General features: G+C 57.8%; 19 protein-coding genes. 12 read left to right on the forward strand and 7 right to left on the reverse strand.

Going from position 1 to position 20502, the window contains the following annotated elements; translation table 11 throughout:
• Window positions 1-2 precede the first annotated feature (2 nt).
• Entirely contained in the window at window positions 3-1046 is a 1044-nt protein-coding gene (gene ocd, locus AC2FJE_RS02430; protein WP_282151014.1) for an ornithine cyclodeaminase, read from the forward strand.
• Between the two features lie 52 nt (window positions 1047-1098).
• Here ocd and AC2FJE_RS02435 read toward each other — a convergent pair whose 3' ends face one another.
• From AC2FJE_RS02435 to dctP, 3 genes are all read right to left on the reverse strand, one after another.
• On the reverse strand, window positions 1099-2502 hold the full coding sequence (locus AC2FJE_RS02435) for a TRAP transporter large permease (RefSeq protein ID WP_058273820.1): 1404 nt from the start codon (window positions 2500-2502) through the stop codon (window positions 1099-1101).
• A 3-nt stretch (window positions 2503-2505) separates the two neighbouring features.
• Complete coding sequence (locus tag AC2FJE_RS02440) at window positions 2506-3135, reverse strand: TRAP transporter small permease (RefSeq protein WP_058273821.1); 630 nt, start codon at window positions 3133-3135, stop codon at window positions 2506-2508.
• 63 nt (window positions 3136-3198) lie between these two features.
• Complete coding sequence (gene dctP / locus AC2FJE_RS02445) at window positions 3199-4215, reverse strand: TRAP transporter substrate-binding protein DctP (protein ID WP_058273822.1); 1017 nt, start codon at window positions 4213-4215, stop codon at window positions 3199-3201.
• Between the two features lie 427 nt (window positions 4216-4642).
• On the opposite strand from dctP, the gene acs reads away from it, so the two are divergent.
• From acs to AC2FJE_RS02485, 8 genes are all read left to right on the forward strand, one after another.
• Window positions 4643-6607, forward strand: coding sequence for an acetate--CoA ligase (acs, locus tag AC2FJE_RS02450; protein WP_496722379.1), 1965 nt, complete (start codon window positions 4643-4645; stop codon window positions 6605-6607).
• Window positions 6608-6614: 7 nt separating this feature from the next.
• The gene (locus AC2FJE_RS02455; RefSeq protein ID WP_282168485.1) at window positions 6615-7298 is read left to right on the forward strand and encodes an adenylate kinase; all 684 of its coding nucleotides are present in this window, start codon (window positions 6615-6617) and stop codon (window positions 7296-7298) included.
• Between the two features lie 184 nt (window positions 7299-7482).
• On the forward strand, window positions 7483-7767 hold the full coding sequence (locus AC2FJE_RS02460) for a DUF4212 domain-containing protein (protein WP_058274238.1): 285 nt from the start codon (window positions 7483-7485) through the stop codon (window positions 7765-7767).
• A 5-nt stretch (window positions 7768-7772) separates the two neighbouring features.
• Complete coding sequence (locus AC2FJE_RS02465; protein ID WP_058273825.1) at window positions 7773-9557, forward strand: sodium:solute symporter family protein; 1785 nt, start codon at window positions 7773-7775, stop codon at window positions 9555-9557.
• Between the two features lie 110 nt (window positions 9558-9667).
• Complete coding sequence (locus AC2FJE_RS02470; RefSeq protein ID WP_496760580.1) at window positions 9668-11491, forward strand: DUF294 nucleotidyltransferase-like domain-containing protein; 1824 nt, start codon at window positions 9668-9670, stop codon at window positions 11489-11491.
• A gap of 46 nt (window positions 11492-11537) precedes the next feature.
• On the forward strand, window positions 11538-12056 hold the full coding sequence (locus AC2FJE_RS02475) for a hypothetical protein (RefSeq protein WP_058273826.1): 519 nt from the start codon (window positions 11538-11540) through the stop codon (window positions 12054-12056).
• 1 nt (window position 12057) lies between these two features.
• Complete coding sequence (locus AC2FJE_RS02480; protein WP_496760582.1) at window positions 12058-13470, forward strand: 3'-5' exonuclease; 1413 nt, start codon at window positions 12058-12060, stop codon at window positions 13468-13470.
• 89 nt (window positions 13471-13559) lie between these two features.
• The gene (locus AC2FJE_RS02485; RefSeq protein WP_058278169.1) at window positions 13560-14060 is read left to right on the forward strand and encodes a flavin reductase family protein; all 501 of its coding nucleotides are present in this window, start codon (window positions 13560-13562) and stop codon (window positions 14058-14060) included.
• 3 nt (window positions 14061-14063) lie between these two features.
• Here AC2FJE_RS02485 and AC2FJE_RS02490 read toward each other — a convergent pair whose 3' ends face one another.
• The 3 genes from AC2FJE_RS02490 to AC2FJE_RS02500 are packed head-to-tail and all read right to left on the reverse strand — an operon-like array spanning window position 14064 to window position 16296.
• Window positions 14064-14543 (reverse strand): DUF6505 family protein, encoded by a 480-nt coding sequence (locus AC2FJE_RS02490; protein WP_496722363.1) that lies wholly within the window; start codon window positions 14541-14543, stop codon window positions 14064-14066.
• Window positions 14543-15238 (reverse strand): biotin/lipoate--protein ligase family protein, encoded by a 696-nt coding sequence (locus AC2FJE_RS02495; RefSeq protein WP_496760584.1) that lies wholly within the window; start codon window positions 15236-15238, stop codon window positions 14543-14545. Before AC2FJE_RS02495 ends, AC2FJE_RS02490 begins: the two co-directional genes overlap by 1 nt.
• Window positions 15235-16296: an Mrp/NBP35 family ATP-binding protein gene (locus tag AC2FJE_RS02500; RefSeq protein WP_058273829.1), complete on the reverse strand. Its 1062-nt coding sequence runs from the start codon at window positions 16294-16296 to the stop codon at window positions 15235-15237. Before AC2FJE_RS02500 ends, AC2FJE_RS02495 begins: the two co-directional genes overlap by 4 nt.
• Window positions 16297-16428: 132 nt before the next feature.
• Between AC2FJE_RS02500 and AC2FJE_RS02505 the strand changes: the two genes are divergently transcribed.
• The gene (locus AC2FJE_RS02505; RefSeq protein ID WP_496753720.1) at window positions 16429-17157 is read left to right on the forward strand and encodes a c-type cytochrome; all 729 of its coding nucleotides are present in this window, start codon (window positions 16429-16431) and stop codon (window positions 17155-17157) included.
• Here the strand turns inward: AC2FJE_RS02505 and AC2FJE_RS02510 are convergent.
• A complete protein-coding gene (locus AC2FJE_RS02510; protein ID WP_496753718.1) occupies window positions 17151-19103 on the reverse strand; it encodes a 4Fe-4S binding protein in 1953 nt (650 codons plus the stop codon). The two genes, AC2FJE_RS02505 and AC2FJE_RS02510, sit on opposite strands and share 7 nt — an antisense overlap.
• A gap of 263 nt (window positions 19104-19366) precedes the next feature.
• Here AC2FJE_RS02510 and AC2FJE_RS02515 point away from each other — a divergent pair, with 263 nt between their 5' ends.
• Window positions 19367-19921: a DUF3305 domain-containing protein gene (locus tag AC2FJE_RS02515; RefSeq protein ID WP_496753715.1), complete on the forward strand. Its 555-nt coding sequence runs from the start codon at window positions 19367-19369 to the stop codon at window positions 19919-19921.
• Window positions 19918-20502, forward strand: coding sequence for a DUF3306 domain-containing protein (locus AC2FJE_RS02520; RefSeq protein WP_496753713.1), 585 nt, complete (start codon window positions 19918-19920; stop codon window positions 20500-20502). The genes AC2FJE_RS02515 and AC2FJE_RS02520 overlap by 4 nt, the downstream gene beginning before the upstream one ends.

Below are 20502 nucleotides of genomic sequence, written 5' to 3' on the forward strand. Positions count from 1 at the left end.
TCATGATGCAACCTTCTGACAAGGCTCTTGTGCCCTTTGTATCCGTCGACAACATGATGCGGCTGGTGCACCATATCGGGCTTGAAAAGATGATCACTCAGATCGCGGCTCAGATTGAATCCGACTTCAAACGCTGGGAGAGCTTTGACAAGACCCCTCGCATTCCGGCGCATTCTCCCCATGGCGTAATCGAACTGATGCCAACCTCGGATGGTGAGGCCTATGGATTTAAATACGTCAACGGGCACCCCAAGAACACGTCCGAGGGCCTGCAGACCGTGACAGCCTTTGGCCTTCTGGCCGACGTCTATACCGGCTACCCTACGCTTTTGACCGAGATGACGATGCTAACCGCCCTCCGCACGGCGGCAACCTCGGCCCTTGTCGGCAGTTATCTGGCACCCAAGTCATCGCGTGTTATGGCGATGATTGGGAATGGCGCTCAGTCCGAGTTCCAATGCCTGGCGTTCAAGGCCATGTGCGGGATCGACACTGTGCGCCTTTACGATACCGATCACGCGGCCACCGAAAAATGCGCGGCAAACCTCAAGAATTCCGGGCTGACGGTCGTGCTTTGCAAAACACCCGAGGACGCCATCGAAGGCGCTCAGATCATCACGACCTGCACCGCAGATAAGAAAAACGCAACGATCCTGACCGACAACATGGTCGGACCGGGCGTCCACATCAATGCAATTGGCGGTGATTGCCCCGGCAAGACCGAACTACACCGCGATATTCTGCTGCGCTCGGACATCTTCGTCGAATACCCGGAACAAACACGCATCGAGGGCGAGATTCAGGCCTTGGTCGAGGATCACCCAGTGACCGAATTGTGGCAGGTCATGACCGGTCAGGCCAAAGGCCGGCGCGACGACCGACAGATCACTCTTTTTGATAGCGTTGGCTTCGCGATCGAGGATTTCTCGGCCTTGTGCTACGTCCAGTCTGCCATCAAAGGCACTGATTTCTTTGAACCTTTGGACATGTTGGCAGATCCGGATGATCCGCGGGATCTGTATGGAATGCTGATGCGGGCGAGCTGAAGAACCCGCACTTCACGTCGACTGGCCCCCGGTTCACCACCGGGGGCTTTTTCTACCCGGCCAATGACGGCAGGTAGAGTACGATACCGGGAAACGCCACGAGCAGCGCGATCGTTACGCCGTCGGCGATGAAGAACGGCGTAACGCCTTTGAACACGTCCTGAACGCTCAGATCCGGGCGCACCCCGGCAACGACGAAACAATTCAGGCCAATAGGAGGCGTGATCAGGCAAAACTCGGCCATTTTCACCACCAGAATACCAAACCAGATCGCACACATCGGACCTGACATGCCAAAGGCGCTTTCTGCTGCGCTGACAGTCTCACCCCCGTTCAGGGCCATTACCGCCGGGTAAACCACTGGCAGCGTCAGCAACAGCATCCCAATGGCGTCCATGAACATGCCCAAGACCGCATAGGCGAGCAGGATACAGATCAGAATCAGCATCGGCGACATTTCCAACGAAGTGATCCAGTCCGAGAACGCGCCCGGAAGATCGGCAAACCCCAGAAACCGTACGTAGATCAGCACCCCCCAGATGATCGTGAAGATCATCGCGGTTAGTTTGGCAGTTTCCAGCAGCGCCGACTTCAGTTCGGGCCACCGCATTCCGTGGAAAAGGGCGAAACAGAAGACGATGAAGGCACCGATTGCTCCGCCTTCGGTTGGAGTGCCCCAAGCCTTTTCTCCAAACGGGTTATAGACAAAGCAAATGATGATCAGGATTACAGCGACAATCGGAAACGCGCCCGGCAGCGACGCAAAACGCTGCTTCCAAGTGAAACCTGTTACCGGTGGACCAACGTTTTTGAATACAACCGCGATGCCGACGATAAGCAGACCGTACACAACGGCCGAAAATGCACCGGGGATAAACCCGGCAAGCAGCAGTTTGCCCACATCCTGTTCCACGATGATCGCATAGATCACAAGGATCGCGGATGGCGGGATAAGGGATGCAAGTGTACCGCCCGCTGCGACCACTCCGGCTGCGAATTGCTTGTTGTAACCGACTTTCAGCATCTCGGGGATAGCGATCCGGGCGAACACAGCCGAGGTCGCCACCGAGGCGCCAGAAACGGCCGCGAACCCGGCTGTGGCGAACACAGTCGAAACCGCGAGCCCTCCGGGCACCCACGCAACCCAACGTTTAGCAGCCTCGAACAACGCGCGCGTCAGGCCCGCATAATAGGCCAGATAACCGATCAGGATAAAGGTGGGGATCAAGCTGAGTGTATGAGCAGCAACCTTGGAATGGGGCACCTGCCCCGCCGTCTTGACCGCGACGGTTAGTGCTTTGCCGAAGCGATCAGGGTCGTATCCAAACTTGGCCCAGAAAATCCAAACCAACCCGACCAGCCCCGCAAGAGCCGCCGCGAAGGCCACGCGCATTCCGGTCACAACCAGAACCAGTAGGCCACCCGTGACCCACAGGCCAATCTCTATCGAGTCCATGCGCTAGTCCTGCCCTTCGAATTGTTCGGCTTCGGCAGCGGCCTGAGCAGCCGCATCCTGTATCAGTGGAACGGCTACGGGGCTTTCGGCCCCTACGATCAGCGCGCGACCATATCCCCAAACCTGAAGCAGCAGCCGTAGGCAAAGCACCGAGAACGCCACAGGTGCCAGCAGTTTGGCCGGCCAAAGCGGGATACCGATGTCGATTGAACTGTCCCGGCTCCACATCGGCGCGCCAAAGTCGAACGAGCGGTCAAAATGGGACCAACTGCCCCAGACCAAGGCCAGCATCAGCACCAGGATCAGAAGAACCGAAATAAGCTCGAACAGCCACAGCGCCCGGCCGTGCAGGCGTGAGATGACAATGTCCATCCGTATATGACCGCCATCGCGCTGAACATATGAAATGCCCAGAAATGCAATCAGCGGCATCGCCTGTTCGATCCAGTCGACATATCCTGGCAAAGGTGCGTTAATCGCATTGCGTCCGCTGACCGAGACCACCGCCAGAACCATAAGACTGAACACGGCAAGGCCGCTGATCAGAGCCAGAAACCGCTCTAACCTCAACAACTTACGGTCCAAAGAACTCAGGAGGCTGTTGTCTTCAAGCACCGTGGCCTGTCCTGCCATTGCGGTGTTCCCCTGTATTTTTATTGGTGTCCGGATGCCCCGATGGGCATCCGGATTTTGTGCTTAGTTACCGCTACGTTGCTGTTCCAGCGTGGACTGGACCAGATCATACAGGTCCTGCGCAGGAATACCCTGAGCGGACATATCCTCAATCCACTGTGCCCGGATGGGATCGGCCGCTTTGGTGCGGAACTCTGCGATTACCGCATCATCGATCTGTACCTTTGCGACGCCCTTTTCGTCCAAAACACTGTCCCACTGATCCAGCAGCGATCCATAATTGGCCAGATAGTGATCAATCGCTTCGTCGATCGAACTGTCCAGCGCCTCGCGATGCTCAGCCGGCAGTGCCTCATAGGCATCGATATTGACCACAACCGGGCAATTCACAGTGCCGGGGTTCAGGTTGGCCGTCCACCAATCCGCTTCGTTGATGGTGCCAAAGGACAGATGCGCGTGCTGAGCAAAGGCAACCGTGTCAACGACACCGGACTCCATTGCGTTAAAGGCTTCGGTTGCAGGAACCGAAGTCGGCACACCACCTACCGCCTCGAATGCCTTGCCCAGACCACCTGTGGCGCGGACACGCATGCCTTCGAACTCGGCAAGTTCGTCACGCGGGTCGCCGGTTCCGACGATGTTGTACTGCGGCATGGGCGAGGTCATGATGATACGCGCATTCCACTGCGCCATCTCATCCTTAACGGCAGGGTGATCGTAAACCGCGTGGCTGACGGCAACTTCCTCATCCAGATTGTTCACGCCCAGGAACGGCAGTTCCAGAACGGTGATCGCGCGGTTTTTGTCGCGATGATATCCGGCACAGAACTGAGCCATCTCAAACGCACCAATTTCGATTCCATCCAGGTTTTCGCGCGGCTTGGACAGGCCGCCATAGCTGACATTGATGGTGAAATCGCCGTTTGTCTTTTCGCTGACCAACTCAGACAGTTTCTCAACATGCTCGGTGAACGCACGACGTTTGCCCCAGACCGAAGCATTCCATTCAGTTGCGGCTGCCTCGGACACGAACGCAACACACAAGGCGGCCACAGCAGAGCCGCTCAAAATCTTTTTCATACTGATTTCTCCCTTTGCTGCACCCCCTTACCGAGGCGCTTGCGGTCAAAGCTAGCGCCAACATCGGAATGTGCCAACCCCCGGTCAGCATTCATGGCCAGCAAGGAATGGCACCGTTGAGCGCTAACAACCGAAAGGTGAGTCTCAGATGCAATTTAGTCGTAATCGGGCGGCTTATTTCCCCACAAATTTTCATTACATCCAAGGCTATGTAAAAAAACCACTATTCCCAATGACAGCCTCTTTCTTTACAAAATCATTCCGAGTCAAAAAAATAATTTACAAACTAATCGTGATAAATCGGTAATTTATTTCCTTGTTTTCAGCTCTCCGTATTATTGCGCATAAGGAGGAAACAGATCGACATCGCCAGTTCAGCAGGCAAAATCGGTCTGATTCAATATGATCCAGAGGGAGGAGCCTCAGAATGACAACCGCTGCCCAGGCAGAAGCCAATACCTTTCCGCCGTCCGCCGAAACCGTGGCCCGCACGCATGTTAACGCTGAAAAATACACTGAGATGTATGCGGCTTCGATCAACGATCCCGTCGCGTTCTGGGACGAACAAGGCAAGCGGATCGACTGGATCAAGCCCTACACACAAGTCAAAGATGTAAACTATGATTTCGGCTCGGTCGGAATCAACTGGTACGCAGACGGAACGCTGAACGTTTCGGCCAACTGCCTGGACCGCCATCTGAAAACCCGCGGCGATCAAACTGCGATCATCTGGGAACCGGATGATCCAAAAGACGAAGCGCAGCACATCACCTATGCTGAGTTGCACCGCCGGACCTGCCGGATGGCAAACATTCTGGAATCGCTGGGCGTGCGTAAGGGCGACCGCGTCGTGATCTATATGCCGATGATCCCCGAGGCCGCCTATGCCATGCTGGCCTGCGCGCGCATTGGCGCGATCCATTCGATCGTCTTTGCGGGTTTTTCACCAGACGCTCTGGCGGCGCGCGTCAATGGCTGCGACGCAAAGGTTGTCATCACTGCCGACGAGGCCCCGCGAGGCGGCCGCAAGACTGCGCTGAAATCCAATGCGGACGCCGCCCTGTTGCACTGCAAAGACACGGTGAAATGCCTGGTGGTCAAACGCACTGGTGGTCAGACCACATGGATCGACGGCCGCGACTATGATTACAACGAATTGGCGCTTGAGGCCGATGACTACTGCGCGCCTGCTGAGATGAGCGCCGAAGACCCGCTTTTCATCCTCTACACCTCCGGCTCGACCGGACAACCCAAGGGTGTGGTACATACCACTGGCGGCTATCTGGTTTTCGCATCGCTGACCCATGAGATCACTTTCGATTACCACGAGGGCGATGTGTATTGGTGCACTGCTGACGTGGGCTGGGTCACAGGCCACAGCTATATCGTCTATGGCCCGCTGGCCAACGGCGCGACTACTCTGATGTTCGAAGGTGTCCCTACCTACCCCGACGCGGGCCGGTTCTGGGAGGTATGCGCCAAGCACAAGGTCAACCAGTTCTATACCGCACCAACCGCGATCCGCGCGTTGATGGGGCAAGGCAACGAGTGGGTCGAGAAGCATGATCTGAGCGACCTCAAACTACTGGGCACCGTGGGCGAACCGATCAACCCTGAAGCCTGGAACTGGTACAATGAGGTCGTCGGTAAAGGAAATTGCCCCATCGTTGACACGTGGTGGCAGACCGAGACCGGCGGTCACCTGATGACACCCCTGCCCGGTGCACACGCGATGAAGCCTGGTGCCGCGATGAAGCCCTTCTTTGGCATTCAGCCCGTGGTTCTGGACCCGCAATCAGGCATCGAGATCAACGGCAACGGCGTCGAAGGTGTTCTGTGTATCAAGGACAGCTGGCCCGGCCAAATGCGCACCGTCTGGGGTGATCATGAACGGTTCGAAAAGACCTATTTCTCGGACTACAAAGGTTACTACTTCACCGGTGACGGCTGCCGTCGTGACGAGGATGGTGATTACTGGATCACCGGTCGCGTTGACGATGTGATCAACGTCTCGGGCCACCGTATGGGGACCGCCGAAGTTGAAAGCGCGCTTGTAGCGCATGCCGCTGTGGCCGAGGCCGCCGTGGTCGGATACCCCCATGAGATCAAAGGGCAAGGCATCTATTGCTATGTCACTCTGATGAATGACCGCGAGCCGTCGGATGAGCTGCTGAAAGAGCTGCGCACCTGGGTCCGGACCGAGATCGGCCCGATTGCGTCGCCCGACGTGATCCAGTGGGCACCCGGTCTGCCCAAGACCCGTTCCGGCAAGATCATGCGCCGTATCCTGCGCAAAATTGCCGAGAACGACTTTGGCGCATTGGGCGATACTTCGACACTTGCCGATCCATCGGTGGTCGAAGACCTGATCGAAAATCGTGCAAACAAGTGAGGATGTGATGGACGCTGCCACGATCACCACACCCGCTGTTCTGATCCTTCTCGGCCCTCCGGGTGCCGGGAAGGGAACACAGGCCCGTATGCTTGAAGACAAGTTCGGGCTGGTTCAACTCAGCACTGGCGACCTGCTGCGTGCGGCAGTTGCGGCCGAAACCGATGCTGGCAAAGCCGCAAAGGCCGTGATGGAGGCTGGTGATCTGGTCAGCGACGACATCGTCATTGCGATCCTTCGTGATCGCCTAGCTGAACCGGACTGCGCCAAGGGCGTCATTCTGGACGGCTTTCCGCGCACCACGGTTCAGGCCGAGGCGTTGGATGGGCTACTTTCGGAAACCGGGCAGAAGATCAACGCCGCCATCAGTCTTGAAGTCGAAGATGGCGAAATGGTTATCCGCATCTCGGGCCGCTACACCTGTGCCGGATGTGGCGAAGGGTTCCATGACACGTTCAAAATCCCTGCCATTAAAGGCAAATGCGACAAATGCGGCAGCACGGAATTCAAGCGCCGCGCTGATGATAATGCCGAAACCGTCGCCTCACGTCTGGCGGCCTATCATGCGCAAACCGCGCCGCTGATTACCTATTACCAAGACCACGGTGTTCTCAAAGGTCTGAACGCCATGGGCAATATCGACGACATCGCAGGCAATCTGGAAAGGATCGTCAGCGACGCCATGAACTAAGGGAAGACGGCCCGCCCTGAATAAGGGTCCAATTCCTAAAGGAAAACTTCAAAGTACCCGCCTTGGCGGATCGGAGAAGTTTTGCCCGATGCCGTCCGGCATTCGGCAAATCGAAAAGCGGCCCCGCGCGTTGGAGGTTTAAGACAACGGGTCGCCCATGGAAGAAGCGAAGGAGGAACCCGCAATGGCGGATCAATCAACAAACTCCGCGCAGACTGCCGAGGCCGACAAAGGCTATTGGCAGGCGAACCTGCGTCTCATCTACATCAGCCTCGTGATCTGGGCGCTGGTGTCTTTTGGATTCGGCATTCTGCTGCGTCCGCTGCTGTCTGGCATCGCCGTTGGCGGCACCGATCTGGGCTTTTGGTTCGCTCAGCAAGGATCGATCCTGGTCTTTCTGGTGCTGATTTTCAACTACGCCTGGCGCATGAACAAGCTGGACGCCGAATACGGCGTGGATGAGGAGTAAGCGGAATGGACCAGTTTACCATCAACCTGCTCTTTGTCGGCGCGTCCTTTGCGCTGTACATCGGCATCGCGATTTGGGCCCGCGCGGGTTCCACATCGGAATTCTACGCCGCCGGTCGCGGCATTCACCCTGTCACCAACGGCATGGCAACAGCGGCAGACTGGATGTCTGCGGCCTCGTTCATTTCGATGGCGGGCCTGATCGCCTTTACCGGCTATGACAATTCGACCTTCCTGATGGGTTGGACCGGCGGTTACGTGCTGCTGGCACTGCTGCTTGCGCCCTATCTGCGTAAGTTTGGTAAATACACTGTCTCGGAATTCATCGGCGACCGTTTCTACAGCCAGACTGCACGTATCGTTGCTGTAATCTGTCTGATCGTTGCTTCGGTGACTTATGTTATTGGTCAGATGACCGGTGTGGGCGTGGCCTTTGGTCGTTTCCTCGAGGTATCGAACACCTCTGGTCTGCTGATCGGTGCTTGTGTCGTGTTTGCTTACGCAGTGTTCGGTGGGATGAAAGGCGTGACCTACACTCAGGTCGCTCAGTACTGCGTACTGATCACCGCCTACACAATCCCGGCGATCTTCATCTCGCTGCAGCTGACCGGTACGCCGGTTCCGGCGCTGGGTCTGTTCAGCGACACCGCAAGCGGTGAGCCTCTGCTGACCAAGCTGGATGCGATCGTGACCGAGCTGGGCTTTAATGAATACACAGCTCATCACTCGAACACGCTGAACATGGTTCTGTTCACACTGTCGCTGATGATCGGCACCGCCGGCCTGCCGCACGTGATCATGCGCTTCTTCACCGTACCGAAAGTGTCTGACGCACGCTGGTCGGCTGGCTGGACACTGGTCTTCATCGCTCTGCTGTATCTGACCGCCCCTGCGGTTGGCGCAATGGCGCGTCTGAACATCACCGACATGATGTGGCCCAACGGTGGCATCGAAGGTGGCGCTGTCTCGGTCGAAGATATCGACAATGATCCGCGCTATGACTGGATGCAGACGTGGCAGAAAACCGGTCTGTTGGACTGGGAAGACAAGAACGGCGACGGCAAGATCCAGTACTACAACGACAAGAACGCCGACATGCAGGCACTTGCCGAAGAAAAAGGCTGGGTTGGAAACGAGCTGACCAAGTTCAACCGCGACATCCTGGTTCTGGCCAACCCCGAGATTGCCAACCTGCCGGGTTGGGTGATCGGTCTGGTCGCTGCCGGTGGTCTTGCGGCTGCTCTGTCGACCGCTGCGGGTCTGTTGCTGGCGATCTCGTCGGCGGTATCCCACGACCTTGTCAAAGGTGCGATCAACCCGCAAATCTCTGAAAAAGGAGAACTGCTGGCTGCTCGTATCGCAATGGCTGTGGCCATCGTTGTGGCAACCTATCTGGGTCTGAACCCACCGGGCTTTGCGGCGCAAACCGTGGCCCTGGCGTTTGGTCTGGCGGCTGCCTCGATCTTCCCGGCGCTGATGATGGGGATCTTCTCGACCCGCATCAACAATACCGGCGCGGTTGCGGGCATGCTGGCTGGTCTGACCGTAACCCTGGTCTACATCTTCCTGCACAAGGGCTGGCTGTTCATTCCGGGCACCAACTCGTTCACTGATGCTGATCCGCTTCTGGGTCCGATCAAGTCGACCTCGTTCGGCGCCATCGGTGCAATGATCAACTTCGGCGTCGCTTACGTCGTCGCCGGAATGACCAAAGAGACTCCGCCGGAGATCGTTGAATTGGTCGAAAGCGTGCGTATTCCCCGTGGCGCTGGCGCAGCTCAGAACAAGTGAGCATGATGCGGCATATGGTTAACTTCCATGTGCCGCGTCTTTCGACCGACTGTTCCCGCCCGGCATTCCACCGGGCGGGATTTTCAAAACCGGAATCACAGGACTGTACGATGCCCCTGTCTCATGACGAAATCACCCGGTTCCTGAAATCCGTCCACCCCTATGATGCCTTGCCCCCAGAAACACTGGATCAGATCGCCAATCAGGTCGAGGTTTGGGAGGTCGAGGAAGACTTTGCCCTGTACGAACTTGGGCACACCCTGCCCGGCGTATTCGTGATCTATGAAGGGCACGTTGAAATCACCGATGAGAATGACGCCGTGGTATCTCATCTTGGTCTGCGCAATTCGTTTGGTGAGCGTGGGCTACTGAAAGACGGGAAAGCCGCAACCAAGGCGCGCGCGCATACGCCATCCGTTTTGCTGGTTCTGCCGCCAGATCTGGTGCGCGAGTTGATCGATGGGCATGACGTCGTTTCGAAATTCTTCAACCGGACCCGTTCGAACCGATCCGGTCCGCAAAGCCTGGCGACCAGCGCGATTGACGTTCTTATGGCGCATAACCCTGCAACCTGCCCACCGGACACATCAGTTCAAGAAGCCGCCCGGATCATGCGTGACAAGCACATTTCATCCTTGTGCGTCACCGAAACGGATAGCCTGCTGGGCATCGCCACCTTGCGCGACATCTCGGGCAAATACGTAGCCAATGGCATGCCCGCAGAGACACCGGTGTCAGCGATCATGACGGCGAACCCAATCACCCTGTCGCCATCTGATATTGGATCGGACGTTCTGCACGTGATGATGGAGCGCGGGATAGGTCATATCCCGATCAGCGAAGGTGGACGTTTGGTCGGCATCGTAACGCAAACGGACCTGACCCATTATCAGGCGGTGAATTCGGCAGAGCTTGTCCGCCGGATCGCTCAAGCGGACTCGGCAGATCAAATGGCGGTGGTAACGGCTGAAATCCCGCAGCTTCTGGTGCAACTGGTGGCTGCCGGAAACCGGCACGAGATCGTGACGCGGCTGATAACGGATATTGCAGACACAGCAACCCGCCGGTTGTTGGCCTTGGCCGAGGACAAGCTGGGCCCAGCACCCGTTCCCTATCTGTGGTTGGCCTGTGGGTCGCAAGGGCGGCAAGAACAAACCGGAGTATCCGATCAGGACAACTGTCTGATGCTGGACGACAGCGTGACCGATGCCGATATGAAGTACTTCGCCGAGCTTGCCAAATACGTCTCGGACGGCCTGGACACCTGCGGTTATTTCTATTGCCCAGGCGACATGATGGCGACCAACCCACGATGGTGTCAGCCCGTCCGAGTTTGGCGCGACTACTTCAACGGGTGGATCGCCAAACCGAACCCCGAGGCGCAGATGCTGGCCTCAGTCATGTTCGACCTGCGTCCTATCGGAGGGGCCTTTCACCTGTTCGACGATCTGCAGGCCGAGACACTGGCAGCGGCCAACGCAAACTCGATCTTTGTGGCGCACATGATCTCGAACTCGCTAAAACATACGCCTCCGTTGGGTCTGTTGCGCGGGTTTGCGACCATCCGGTCTGGTGAACATCGCAACACGCTGGACCTCAAACATAACGGAGTGGTCCCAGTCGTTGACCTTGCGCGCATCTACAGCCTTCAGGGTCAATTGACCGAAGCCAATACTCGGGCGCGTCTGAAAGCAGCCGCATCTGGCGGTATTCTCAGCCCCTCGGGCGCGCGGGATTTGCTGGATGCGTATGATCTGATCGCAGAAACCCGCCTTGAGCATCAGGTCAGGCTTGTGAAGGGCGATCAAAAGCCGGACAATTTCCTGCCGCCCTCAGACCTGTCGGATTTTGAGCGAAGTCATCTCCGGGATGCGTTCGTTGTGGTAAAAACCATGCAATCGGCAGTAGGTCACGGCAAGGGAATGCTGGGTTAAGGCGGCGATAACTATTGGCGACTACGCCAGACATACGGAGAGTCACATGTTTCTGGAACTGATCGGCACCATATTTGCAGGCTTTGCCTTTGCCGGCATCGTAATGGTTCTAAACAAATTGACGGGTGGCCGCCTGCCCCGCTGGATGACGCCCGTTGCCGCAGGTCTCGGCATGATCGGCATGACGATTACCAGTGAATATTCCTGGTACGACCGCACACGCGATACCCTTCCCGAAGGTATGACCGTCATTCAAGAGGTTGAAAGCCGCGCCTTCTATCGCCCCTGGACCTATGCTGTGCCCTTCGTAGACCGCTTTGCCGCCATTGATGCCGGTTCCGTTCGCACAAATGAACAGGTTCCCGAACAACGGTTGGTGGAACTGTATTTCTTTGGTCGCTGGGCCCCGGTCTCAAAACTGCCGGTAGTGGTCAACTGCAAAGAGTTCAGCCGCGCCAATCTTGCGGATGGGGCAGAATTCGCGGATGACGGGCGGCTGCTGAACGCCGACTGGATCGACGTCACCGCCAGTGACCCAATCGTCGAGGCAACCTGCGGAGTGTGACATGCTGAACCGGTTAAGCCTGCGTCTGCGCATTTTCCTGTTCTTCTGCCTGTTGGCCTTTGGCGCTCTGACCGTCAGCTCTCTGGCGCTGTGGATCAGCTATCGACGCGTTGCTGATCCTGATCTGCTTGATTCATTCATCTTTGCCGAAATCCTGATGGGTTTTGGCTTTCTGGCTTTGACTGCGGCGGTTTGGTTATTATTCGACGACAATGTCGCCAAGCCAATCGAACGGATATCCGCCCAACTTAGGGCCCGCGCGCATGCCGGAGTTAGCACCGAATTGGACACACAGGCCGCGCGATATCTGGGTGATCTGGCACCAGCCGCGGCCGGACTGGCCGACCAATTGTCCGGTAAAACCATGGACGTAGCACAGGCCGTGGCCGAAGAGACGGCACATCTGGCGGCAGAAAAGCAACGTCTGACGGCCTTATTGACCGAAATTCCAGTTGCGATGCTGTTGGCGAGCCCAAAACACAAGATCGTTTTGTACGATGGTCAGACGGCCGAGGTTCTGGCACAGATTGCCCATCCCCGGCTGAATGCTTCGTTGTTTGAATACTTGCAATCTAATCCGCTGGAGGAGGCTCATGCCAAACTGATGAAGACCGGGCTGGAGGTCTCCTGCACGCTAACCAGCGTCGATGGTACGCAGAGTTACCGCGCTCGCATGAAGCCCCTTGGCGGCGCACCCGGATACATGCTGATCTTCGAGGACAGTGCCGCGAACATCGCACCCGAAGCCGCGCGGCCTTTGGTGTATGACTTCGACTTGCTGAACACCTCGACGGACGAGACCGTCGAAAACCTAGCTCTGCAGGATTTGTGTTTCGTCGTGTTTGACACCGAAACCACCGGGCTGCTGCCACACAAGGACGAAATCGTTCAAATCGGAGCTGTGCGGGTTGTCAACGGGCGCATCGTGGACGGAGAGCAGCTGGACATGCTGGTTGATCCTGGCATCCCGATCCCTCCATCCTCAACCAAGGTTCACAAGATCAGTGATCGCATGGTTCAGGGCGCGCCGGACATTGCAGAGGCCGGGCGCGCGCTGCATCAATTCGCCCGCAATGCAGTGATCGTGGCCCATAACGCGCCATTCGACATGGCGTTTCTCCGGCGGCATGCAAAATGCATGAATGTCGCTTGGGATCACCCCATTCTGGATACGGTTCTGTTGTCCGCCGTGCTGTTCGGGGCAAGTGATAAACACACGCTGGATGCTCTGTGTGAACGGTTGGAAATCACCATCCCCGAACAACTGCGCCATACCGCCCTGGGTGATGCGGTTGCTACCGCCGAAGCGCTGGTCAGAATGCTACCGATGCTGCAGGCGCGCGGCATGACAACCTTTGGCCTAGTCGTTGAGGCAACGCGCCAACATGGCCGTCTGTTGGAAGACCTGAACTAGTTCAGAAAACACGCATACCGGACGCAGCTTTTCATGGACAAACCCCGCGCGTCGTGGCACCTGAGGCACGGCCACGGGATTAGCGCGCAATGACGGAAAAACAATTCACTCCAACCCCGGATCAAAGCACCGCTTTTCGCGAAGCGTTGGGGTGTTTCGGAACCGGTGTGACGGTGATCACCACGAACACCGATCAGGGCCCTCGAGCCATTACGGTCAACTCGTTCGCGTCGGTATCGCTGGACCCGCCACTTGTTTTGTGGTGCTTGGCCAAAGACTCCAACCGGTTCGACGATTTCAACACCAGCCGACATTATTCGATCCACGTGATGGGACAGGATCAACAGGAACAGGCCCTGCGCTTTGCTCGCGACGGCAAGGATTTTTCGCACGCGGAATGGGCCCACGACCCGGCGCGCCGGCCCCAATTATCCGGTTGTCTGGCGCGGTTCGATTGTCAGGTGCACGCCCAACACGATGCGGGGGATCACCTGATCATTGTTGGTGAGGTTCAAAAGGTCATGTACCGCACCGGCAAAGGTTTGATCTTTAAGCGCGGTCAATTTGGCGGCTTTGCGGATCTGATCTGACGGTTATTCGTCCAATGACCCATGTACGGCCAGAGCCTCTAGCTGAGTCTCTTGCGGCGTGATCACACGGAAAGCCTCACGCACTCCGGCGTCTGACAGCTCACGCGAGACGGTCAGCAGCGTGTTTGGGTTATGCTCATCACACAGCTCGGACATGTGGGCGATCTCGGCCTGTGCGACGTCCATGGCGGCTTCGACCGACGGTGCCCCGTAAAGCTGCACAAAGTGTTCAGCAAGGCTCTGCGCGATCTGATCCAGTTCGGCCTGTTCCACCTGCGTGACCGCGACGAATGTCACCCGCCCAAAGGTTTCCACGCCCAACCAGCCATTCGCAAAAGCCTGACGCGCCTTGCCTTCAAGATCGCCTTCGCCCCAATTTGAGAACTCGAATCCGCCCGAAATACACCATTCCCCGGTTCGCGCCGGGGAGTGGAACACATTCATGTCGCTTTCGTCGAAATGGATTGCGCGCGCTAGTTTCATCATCCGTTCTCCAACAATTCCGTCAGCGGGCGAAGCTGTGTATCTGAACCTTGCCGGATCAGCATGCCGAACCGTTCATCCGTTCCCAGAAACACGCCCGCTTCACCGAAGGGCTCTCCCACTCCGCGCAGCAGGCCTATCCATTCTCCGTGCACAGGCGCGTTGCCGTCCTCTTGCCAGCGATTCAGCCATGTCATTATGTGCCGCGACCAGCTTTCGACAAGCTGCGTTGCCGAGACATCCGCGCAGCCCTCGTCGTAAAGTGCGGTGACATCCGGGTTTTCGCCCGGTGCCTGACTGGTTTGCAGCAGCGCCAAATCCCAACCGACGATCAGCCAATCCGGTTCTGCTTCTGGATCTGCATCCGAAGCTGCCACACGGAACATTCCGCATTTGGCCCCATTCACGCAGATCAGCCCGTCCCAGCCCAGATGAACCGCGACCTCAGGCGGGGCCAGCGCGCCCAGCGCGTTCTGGAACCCAACAGCGCAAAGCGGCACCATTGCCATCGCATCGCGCAAGACAACCTCGGGGGCAAAAACGATGGCCACACGCAGACGATCGGCCTGAATGTTATAAACCACGGTGCCGCCATCACAGCCCAGCGCAGCCATGGCCTGCGCGCGCTCGAACGGGTCTTCCCCACCCTGCACCGGGTGGCCCGTCAGCAAAGGGGGAAAGACCGGCTCGTTCATGCGTTGCCCTTGGCAATCATGCCGCGCGCAATTTGGCGAAACGCTTCGGCTTGCGGACTGTCGGGCTTGCTGACCACGATCGGTGCACCGCCATCAGCGGCAACTCGGATATCCAGATGCAGCGGGATTTCACCCAGCAAAGGAACGCCCAGCGCCTCGGCCTCGGACTTTACGCCGCCATGGCCGAACACGTGCTCTTCATGGCCGCAGTTCGAGCAGATATGCGTCGACATATTCTCAATCATCCCAAGGATGGGCGTCTTGAGCTGGTTGAACATGTCGATCCCCTTGCGGGCATCGATCAGAGCCACGTCCTGAGGGGTCGAGACAACAATGGCGCCGTCCACGTTGAACTTCTGGCTCAGCGTCAGCTGCACGTCACCTGTGCCGGGCGGCAGGTCGACGATCAGCACATCCAGCGCGCCCCATTGCACCTGACCCATCATCTGTTGCAACGCGCCCATCAGCATCGGACCGCGCCAGACAACAGCCTGACCTTCATTGGTCATCAGGCCCATCGACATCATGGTGACGCCGTGGTTGCGCAATGGCAGGATCGTTTTGCCGTCAGGACTGGCCGGACGGCCCGAAACACCCAGCATCCGCGGCTGCGACGGCCCATAAACATCCGCATCCAGCAGACCAACGCGTCGCCCTTCAGCCGCCAAGGCACAAGCCAGGTTGGCGGAAACCGTGGACTTGCCAACGCCACCCTTACCAGAAGCCACAGCAATAATCCTGTCCACACCCGGCACGGCCTGCGGCCCGGTCTGCGAGGGTTTCGGTTTCGGCTTCAGATCTGGCGGTGCCTTTTCGGAATGTGCGGTCAGCATGGCCGAGACCGTGGAAACACCGTCGACCAACTTTGCGGCCTGTTCGGCTGCGGCACGGACGGGTTCCATCTGCTCGGCCTGCTTGGGGTCGATCTCAAGCACAAAGCGCACTGTGTCCCCTTCGACGTTCAGCGCGCGAACAACTCCAGCGCTGACGATGTCCTGTCCAGAGACGGGGTCAGTGATCTTTCTCAGGTTTGCAAGAACTGCGTCACGAACACTCATGCGTCATTCTCCTTTTGGAACCCGCTGGCCAGGGCTCTGCGTATCGACAAGCTGTGGTTGCCGTTCATTGCACGTGTCTCCGTCTCATTCAGTTCATTTGACGCATTTGGTGCCGTGCCGTTAGGCTGTGGCATGCGCTTTGTCCTCTTGTGCCTGAGCCTGACGCTCTCTGCCACCCCCTCTTGGTCGCAAGAGGCGATTGGTCTTGCCGCGCCGGACGAGGTTGCTGACTCTGGTCTGCTGCAACATATCCTTCCTCGCTTTTCTCTCAAGACCGGGATCCGGGTTATTGCAGATGATGCCGGCGTTTTGGTGCTGGAAACCGCCCCTCCGGGTGATCCTGTGTTCGCGCGCAACGGTGTGATCTATCACCTTCGGATCGAAGAGGACGTCAAACATGAGCGATTCCGCGACTGGCTGCTGTCCGATATCGGAAAACGGACGGTAGAAAGCTATGCGCCAGAGCAAGGCACGCCTTTCTCGGCCAGTTTCGATATCGTGGCCGTGAAAACCGAAACAGTGATCGACGGCGATACGCTGCGCGGCGAGGAATTGTCGATGACCCATTGCGGACGGTGCCATGTGATCGGGCCCAAGAACCGGATGAATGGTCTGGGTTCGACCCCCTCTTTCGCGGTGCTGCGCGCCATGCCGGACTGGTCAGAACGGTTCGAGGCGTTCTTCGCCCTCAACCCGCACCCCTCGTTCACACAAATCGACGGGCTGACACCTCCGTTTGATCCACAGCGTCCATCGCCCATCTATCCCGTCGAGATGACGCTGGATGACCTGGAAGCCATCCTTGCCTTTGTCTCGGTCATAACTGCAGCGGACTTGGGTGCGCCCTTACAGCTTCAGTGATCCTTTCGTTTTGAGAAATAATCCTCGGTCGTAACGACACGAGGCTTCGGGTTAGACTGGAACGGGTTGTCCTCTTGCTGGAACTGTGCGTTTACGCGGCAATTGTCACACATCTGGATCATCCGCGCCTTGTCTGAGGAGGCAAACATCGGATGTGTACCCGCAAGCTTTTCCATGATCCGTTCCACGGTGGACTTAACTCCAAACAGTGCCCCGCATTCTACACAAGCGAACGGCTCCTCTTCATTCAACACCTGCTGAGACAGGGCTGCATCGCTCAGGTCAAGCTGCGGGACAAGAGCAATCGCATCCTCCGGGCAGATGCCTTTGCACAACCCGCATTGCAGACAAGCATCCTGCTGGAAGTTCAATTGCGGCTTGTCCGGGTTATCGATCAAAGCACCCGACGGGCACAGCGACACACAGCTGAGGCACAAGGTACAGGCATCCGTGTTGACAGCGATCGCCCCATAGGGCGCGTTTTCCGGCAAGGGCAGCGGCTCTTCGGCTTTAGGGTTCAGCGCCTGCGCAGCCAAACGGGCGATCTGGCGGCGGTTGCCCAATGGCAGCACCGGGTCGGCCAATGGCTGAGGGACATCTTGGGCATAAAGGACATCAGACAGCGCATCCGGGTCGGCCTCATCCAACAACCCCAGGGCATTCGCCCCCGCTATTGCCTGCGCCAAGGCCAGTTCACGGTCCAACGCATCGCGCTCGGTCGTTGGGGATTGCAAGACGTCCACTCGCGCGAAACCATGCGCCAAAGCAGCCAGCATCTCGGCATGGCCAAATCCTGAAATCACACTTAGCTCCAGTGGGATCACATCGGCAGGCAAACCACGTCCAAAACGGGCGGCCAGTCGGATCATCTCGGCCCCGTGGGCATTATGCACCAGCAAGCGTGGCGCGGCTCCACCAGCACGGCGATAGGTGCGCGCCAGGATGTGCATCCGCGATAGCAACGCCGAAACCGGCGGATCTTCGTAGGTTATTGCTGTTGAGGGGCAAACTGCCGCGCATTCTCCGCACCCGGCGCAGATCATAGGGTCGATTTCCACATGCTCACCCGCGGGTGTGATCGCCCCTGTCGGGCAGATATCCAGACAGTTCGTGCAAGCAACCTGTTCGGCCCGAGAATGGGCACACAGCGTTTCTTCCATCCGCACATAAAGTGGCTTTTCGAAGGTGCCGACCAATTGGGCCGCCTCAAAGGCCATCCGTTCGACGGACAATGGATCTTTGGGATCAGCCCGCAGATAGCCTTCGCGCTTGGCCGGAGCCTGAACCAAGGGTGTGTCGCTGGTCAGGTCCAGAACGATGTCACAAGCCGACTGCGCCCTGTCTCGGACCTCAGTCCAGGCAAAAGCTCCGCGACCGCCGGGCTCAAGCTGCTGAAACGCGTCAAGCTGCAGGGTAAACCCACCCAATGCACCGTTCAGCGATTTGATGCGACCGCGCACGACGTCGAACGCGCGCGACATAGGCTCAGCCTCATCCGTGACCAGTACCGTAACCGCCAGTGTGACGGCCAGTTTTTCAGCAAGTGCGAATGCAACGTCGCCGGGACCGATGATCAGGCATGTGCCTTCGCTATAGACGTCTACGCTGGGCGTTACCGGCTGCGGCAACAAGGCTTCGGCGGCCAGGGCGGCCATCTTGGGGGCCGCATCCGCGCCCTCATCAGACCACCCGGCCCTGTCACGAAGATCAACAAAGCCCGGGGCGTCCACATTCAGTTCTTCGGCCAGGGCCTGAAATACTTCCTGCTCTTGTCCGCAGGCAATGATGGTGTCCCCCTGTTGTATCTCCGCGGCCGCCGCTTCCAACTCTCGCGTGCAAAGCGCTGTGAATACCTTGGAACATTCCATCTCGCAGGCCGAACCGATCTTGTCGGAATTCAGAGGTTGAGACCCGGCGCAGTCGCATAAAAGTAGTTTGGTGCCCATGATCCTCCCCCGGATACTTCTCCACCTCTTCGCATCGCAGGCTGTATCCCCGTTGCTGGAATGTAAACCCTTTGGGACAGCGGGCCATTTGGCCACGGAAACCCCTTTCTTTACAATAAACAAAGGCGTCCGTTTGCGGGGATCACTATTTTGCTACCAGCCATTACGACTAAGGTCGTACGACGCGGGCTTGGCACCTGAGCGCTTTGTGTACCATAGTGGACCTATGGGAAGGCATGGGAGAGCCTTCCGGGGAGGAGCCAGTGGCCAAGGCCGCAAGCCAGATTGAAATGCCAATCGGCGTCGTCGTGCGCAAAACACCCGGTGTAACCCGCTGGGCGAAATGGAATTGGCGCGCCATTGCTGTGTTGCCCGGCGCCGGACCTGCGGACTGGCACGAAATGCGACGTGAAGGCGAGGCCATTGAGTACCACGCAGCGACCTTGCCCCTGACACTTTGGGCAGATGAAACCGAAGCCTATATGGTGAACCTTTCGGACGGCCAACCGTCGATCTACCTTGTCCTTCGTGATGCGCTGGATGGCGAAAGGCCGATGGATGCGGTCCTGGTCACCGCGTCGCCTTTCGAAGGTCAGGACTACGCCGATACCGGCGAGGAGATCGTTGAGAAAATTCCGATGACCGATGGGTTGATCGCCTGGGTGCGCGACTTCGCTCTGGAACATCATAACGACGAAGTCTTCGTGAAACGCCGCCGGGACAAAAAGCGGATCGATTTGGTCGAGGACGGCAAGGGCGATGCACGCATCCGGCAAGAGTCAGACGTGTACCGCGCCCCGCGGAAGATCGTGCAGTGACCCAAGCCCGCGATTTCTGGTCCCGCCGCAAAGCGGCAGTACAGGCCGAAGCCGAAGCTGAGGTCATCGCGATTGAAGAACAGGCCATTGCCGCCCAACACGCCGAACTGGAAGAAAAATCCGATGCGGAGATTCTAAATGAACTCAACTTGCCCGACCCTGACGAATTGCAGGCGGGCGATGATGTCTCGGGCTTTATGGTCAAGGCAGTTCCCGACCGTCTGCGCCGTCGAGCCTTGCGACGGCTGTGGCGGCTGAACCCGGTATTGGCCAATGTCGATGGCCTTGTGGACTACGGCGAGGACTATACTGACGCCGCCTGCGTGATCGAAAACATTCAGACAGCGTATCAGGTTGGCAAAGGTATGCTTGCACATGTCGAGGCGCTGGCGGCTGAGGCCGAAGACAGCGAGACGGACGAAACAATTGAACCGGATGAACCGCAGGACGAACCTGCGTCACCCGAAACCGCGACACCAGAGCCCGTTTTGATGGCCGAGGTGGACATAGCGCCGGACCTGTCTGAGGAGGCTGAGGTCACCCCTGCCCCGCGCCGCATGAAATTTGAATTCGAAGGATAA

The organism is Ruegeria sp. CDSC002 (assembly GCF_059610905.1).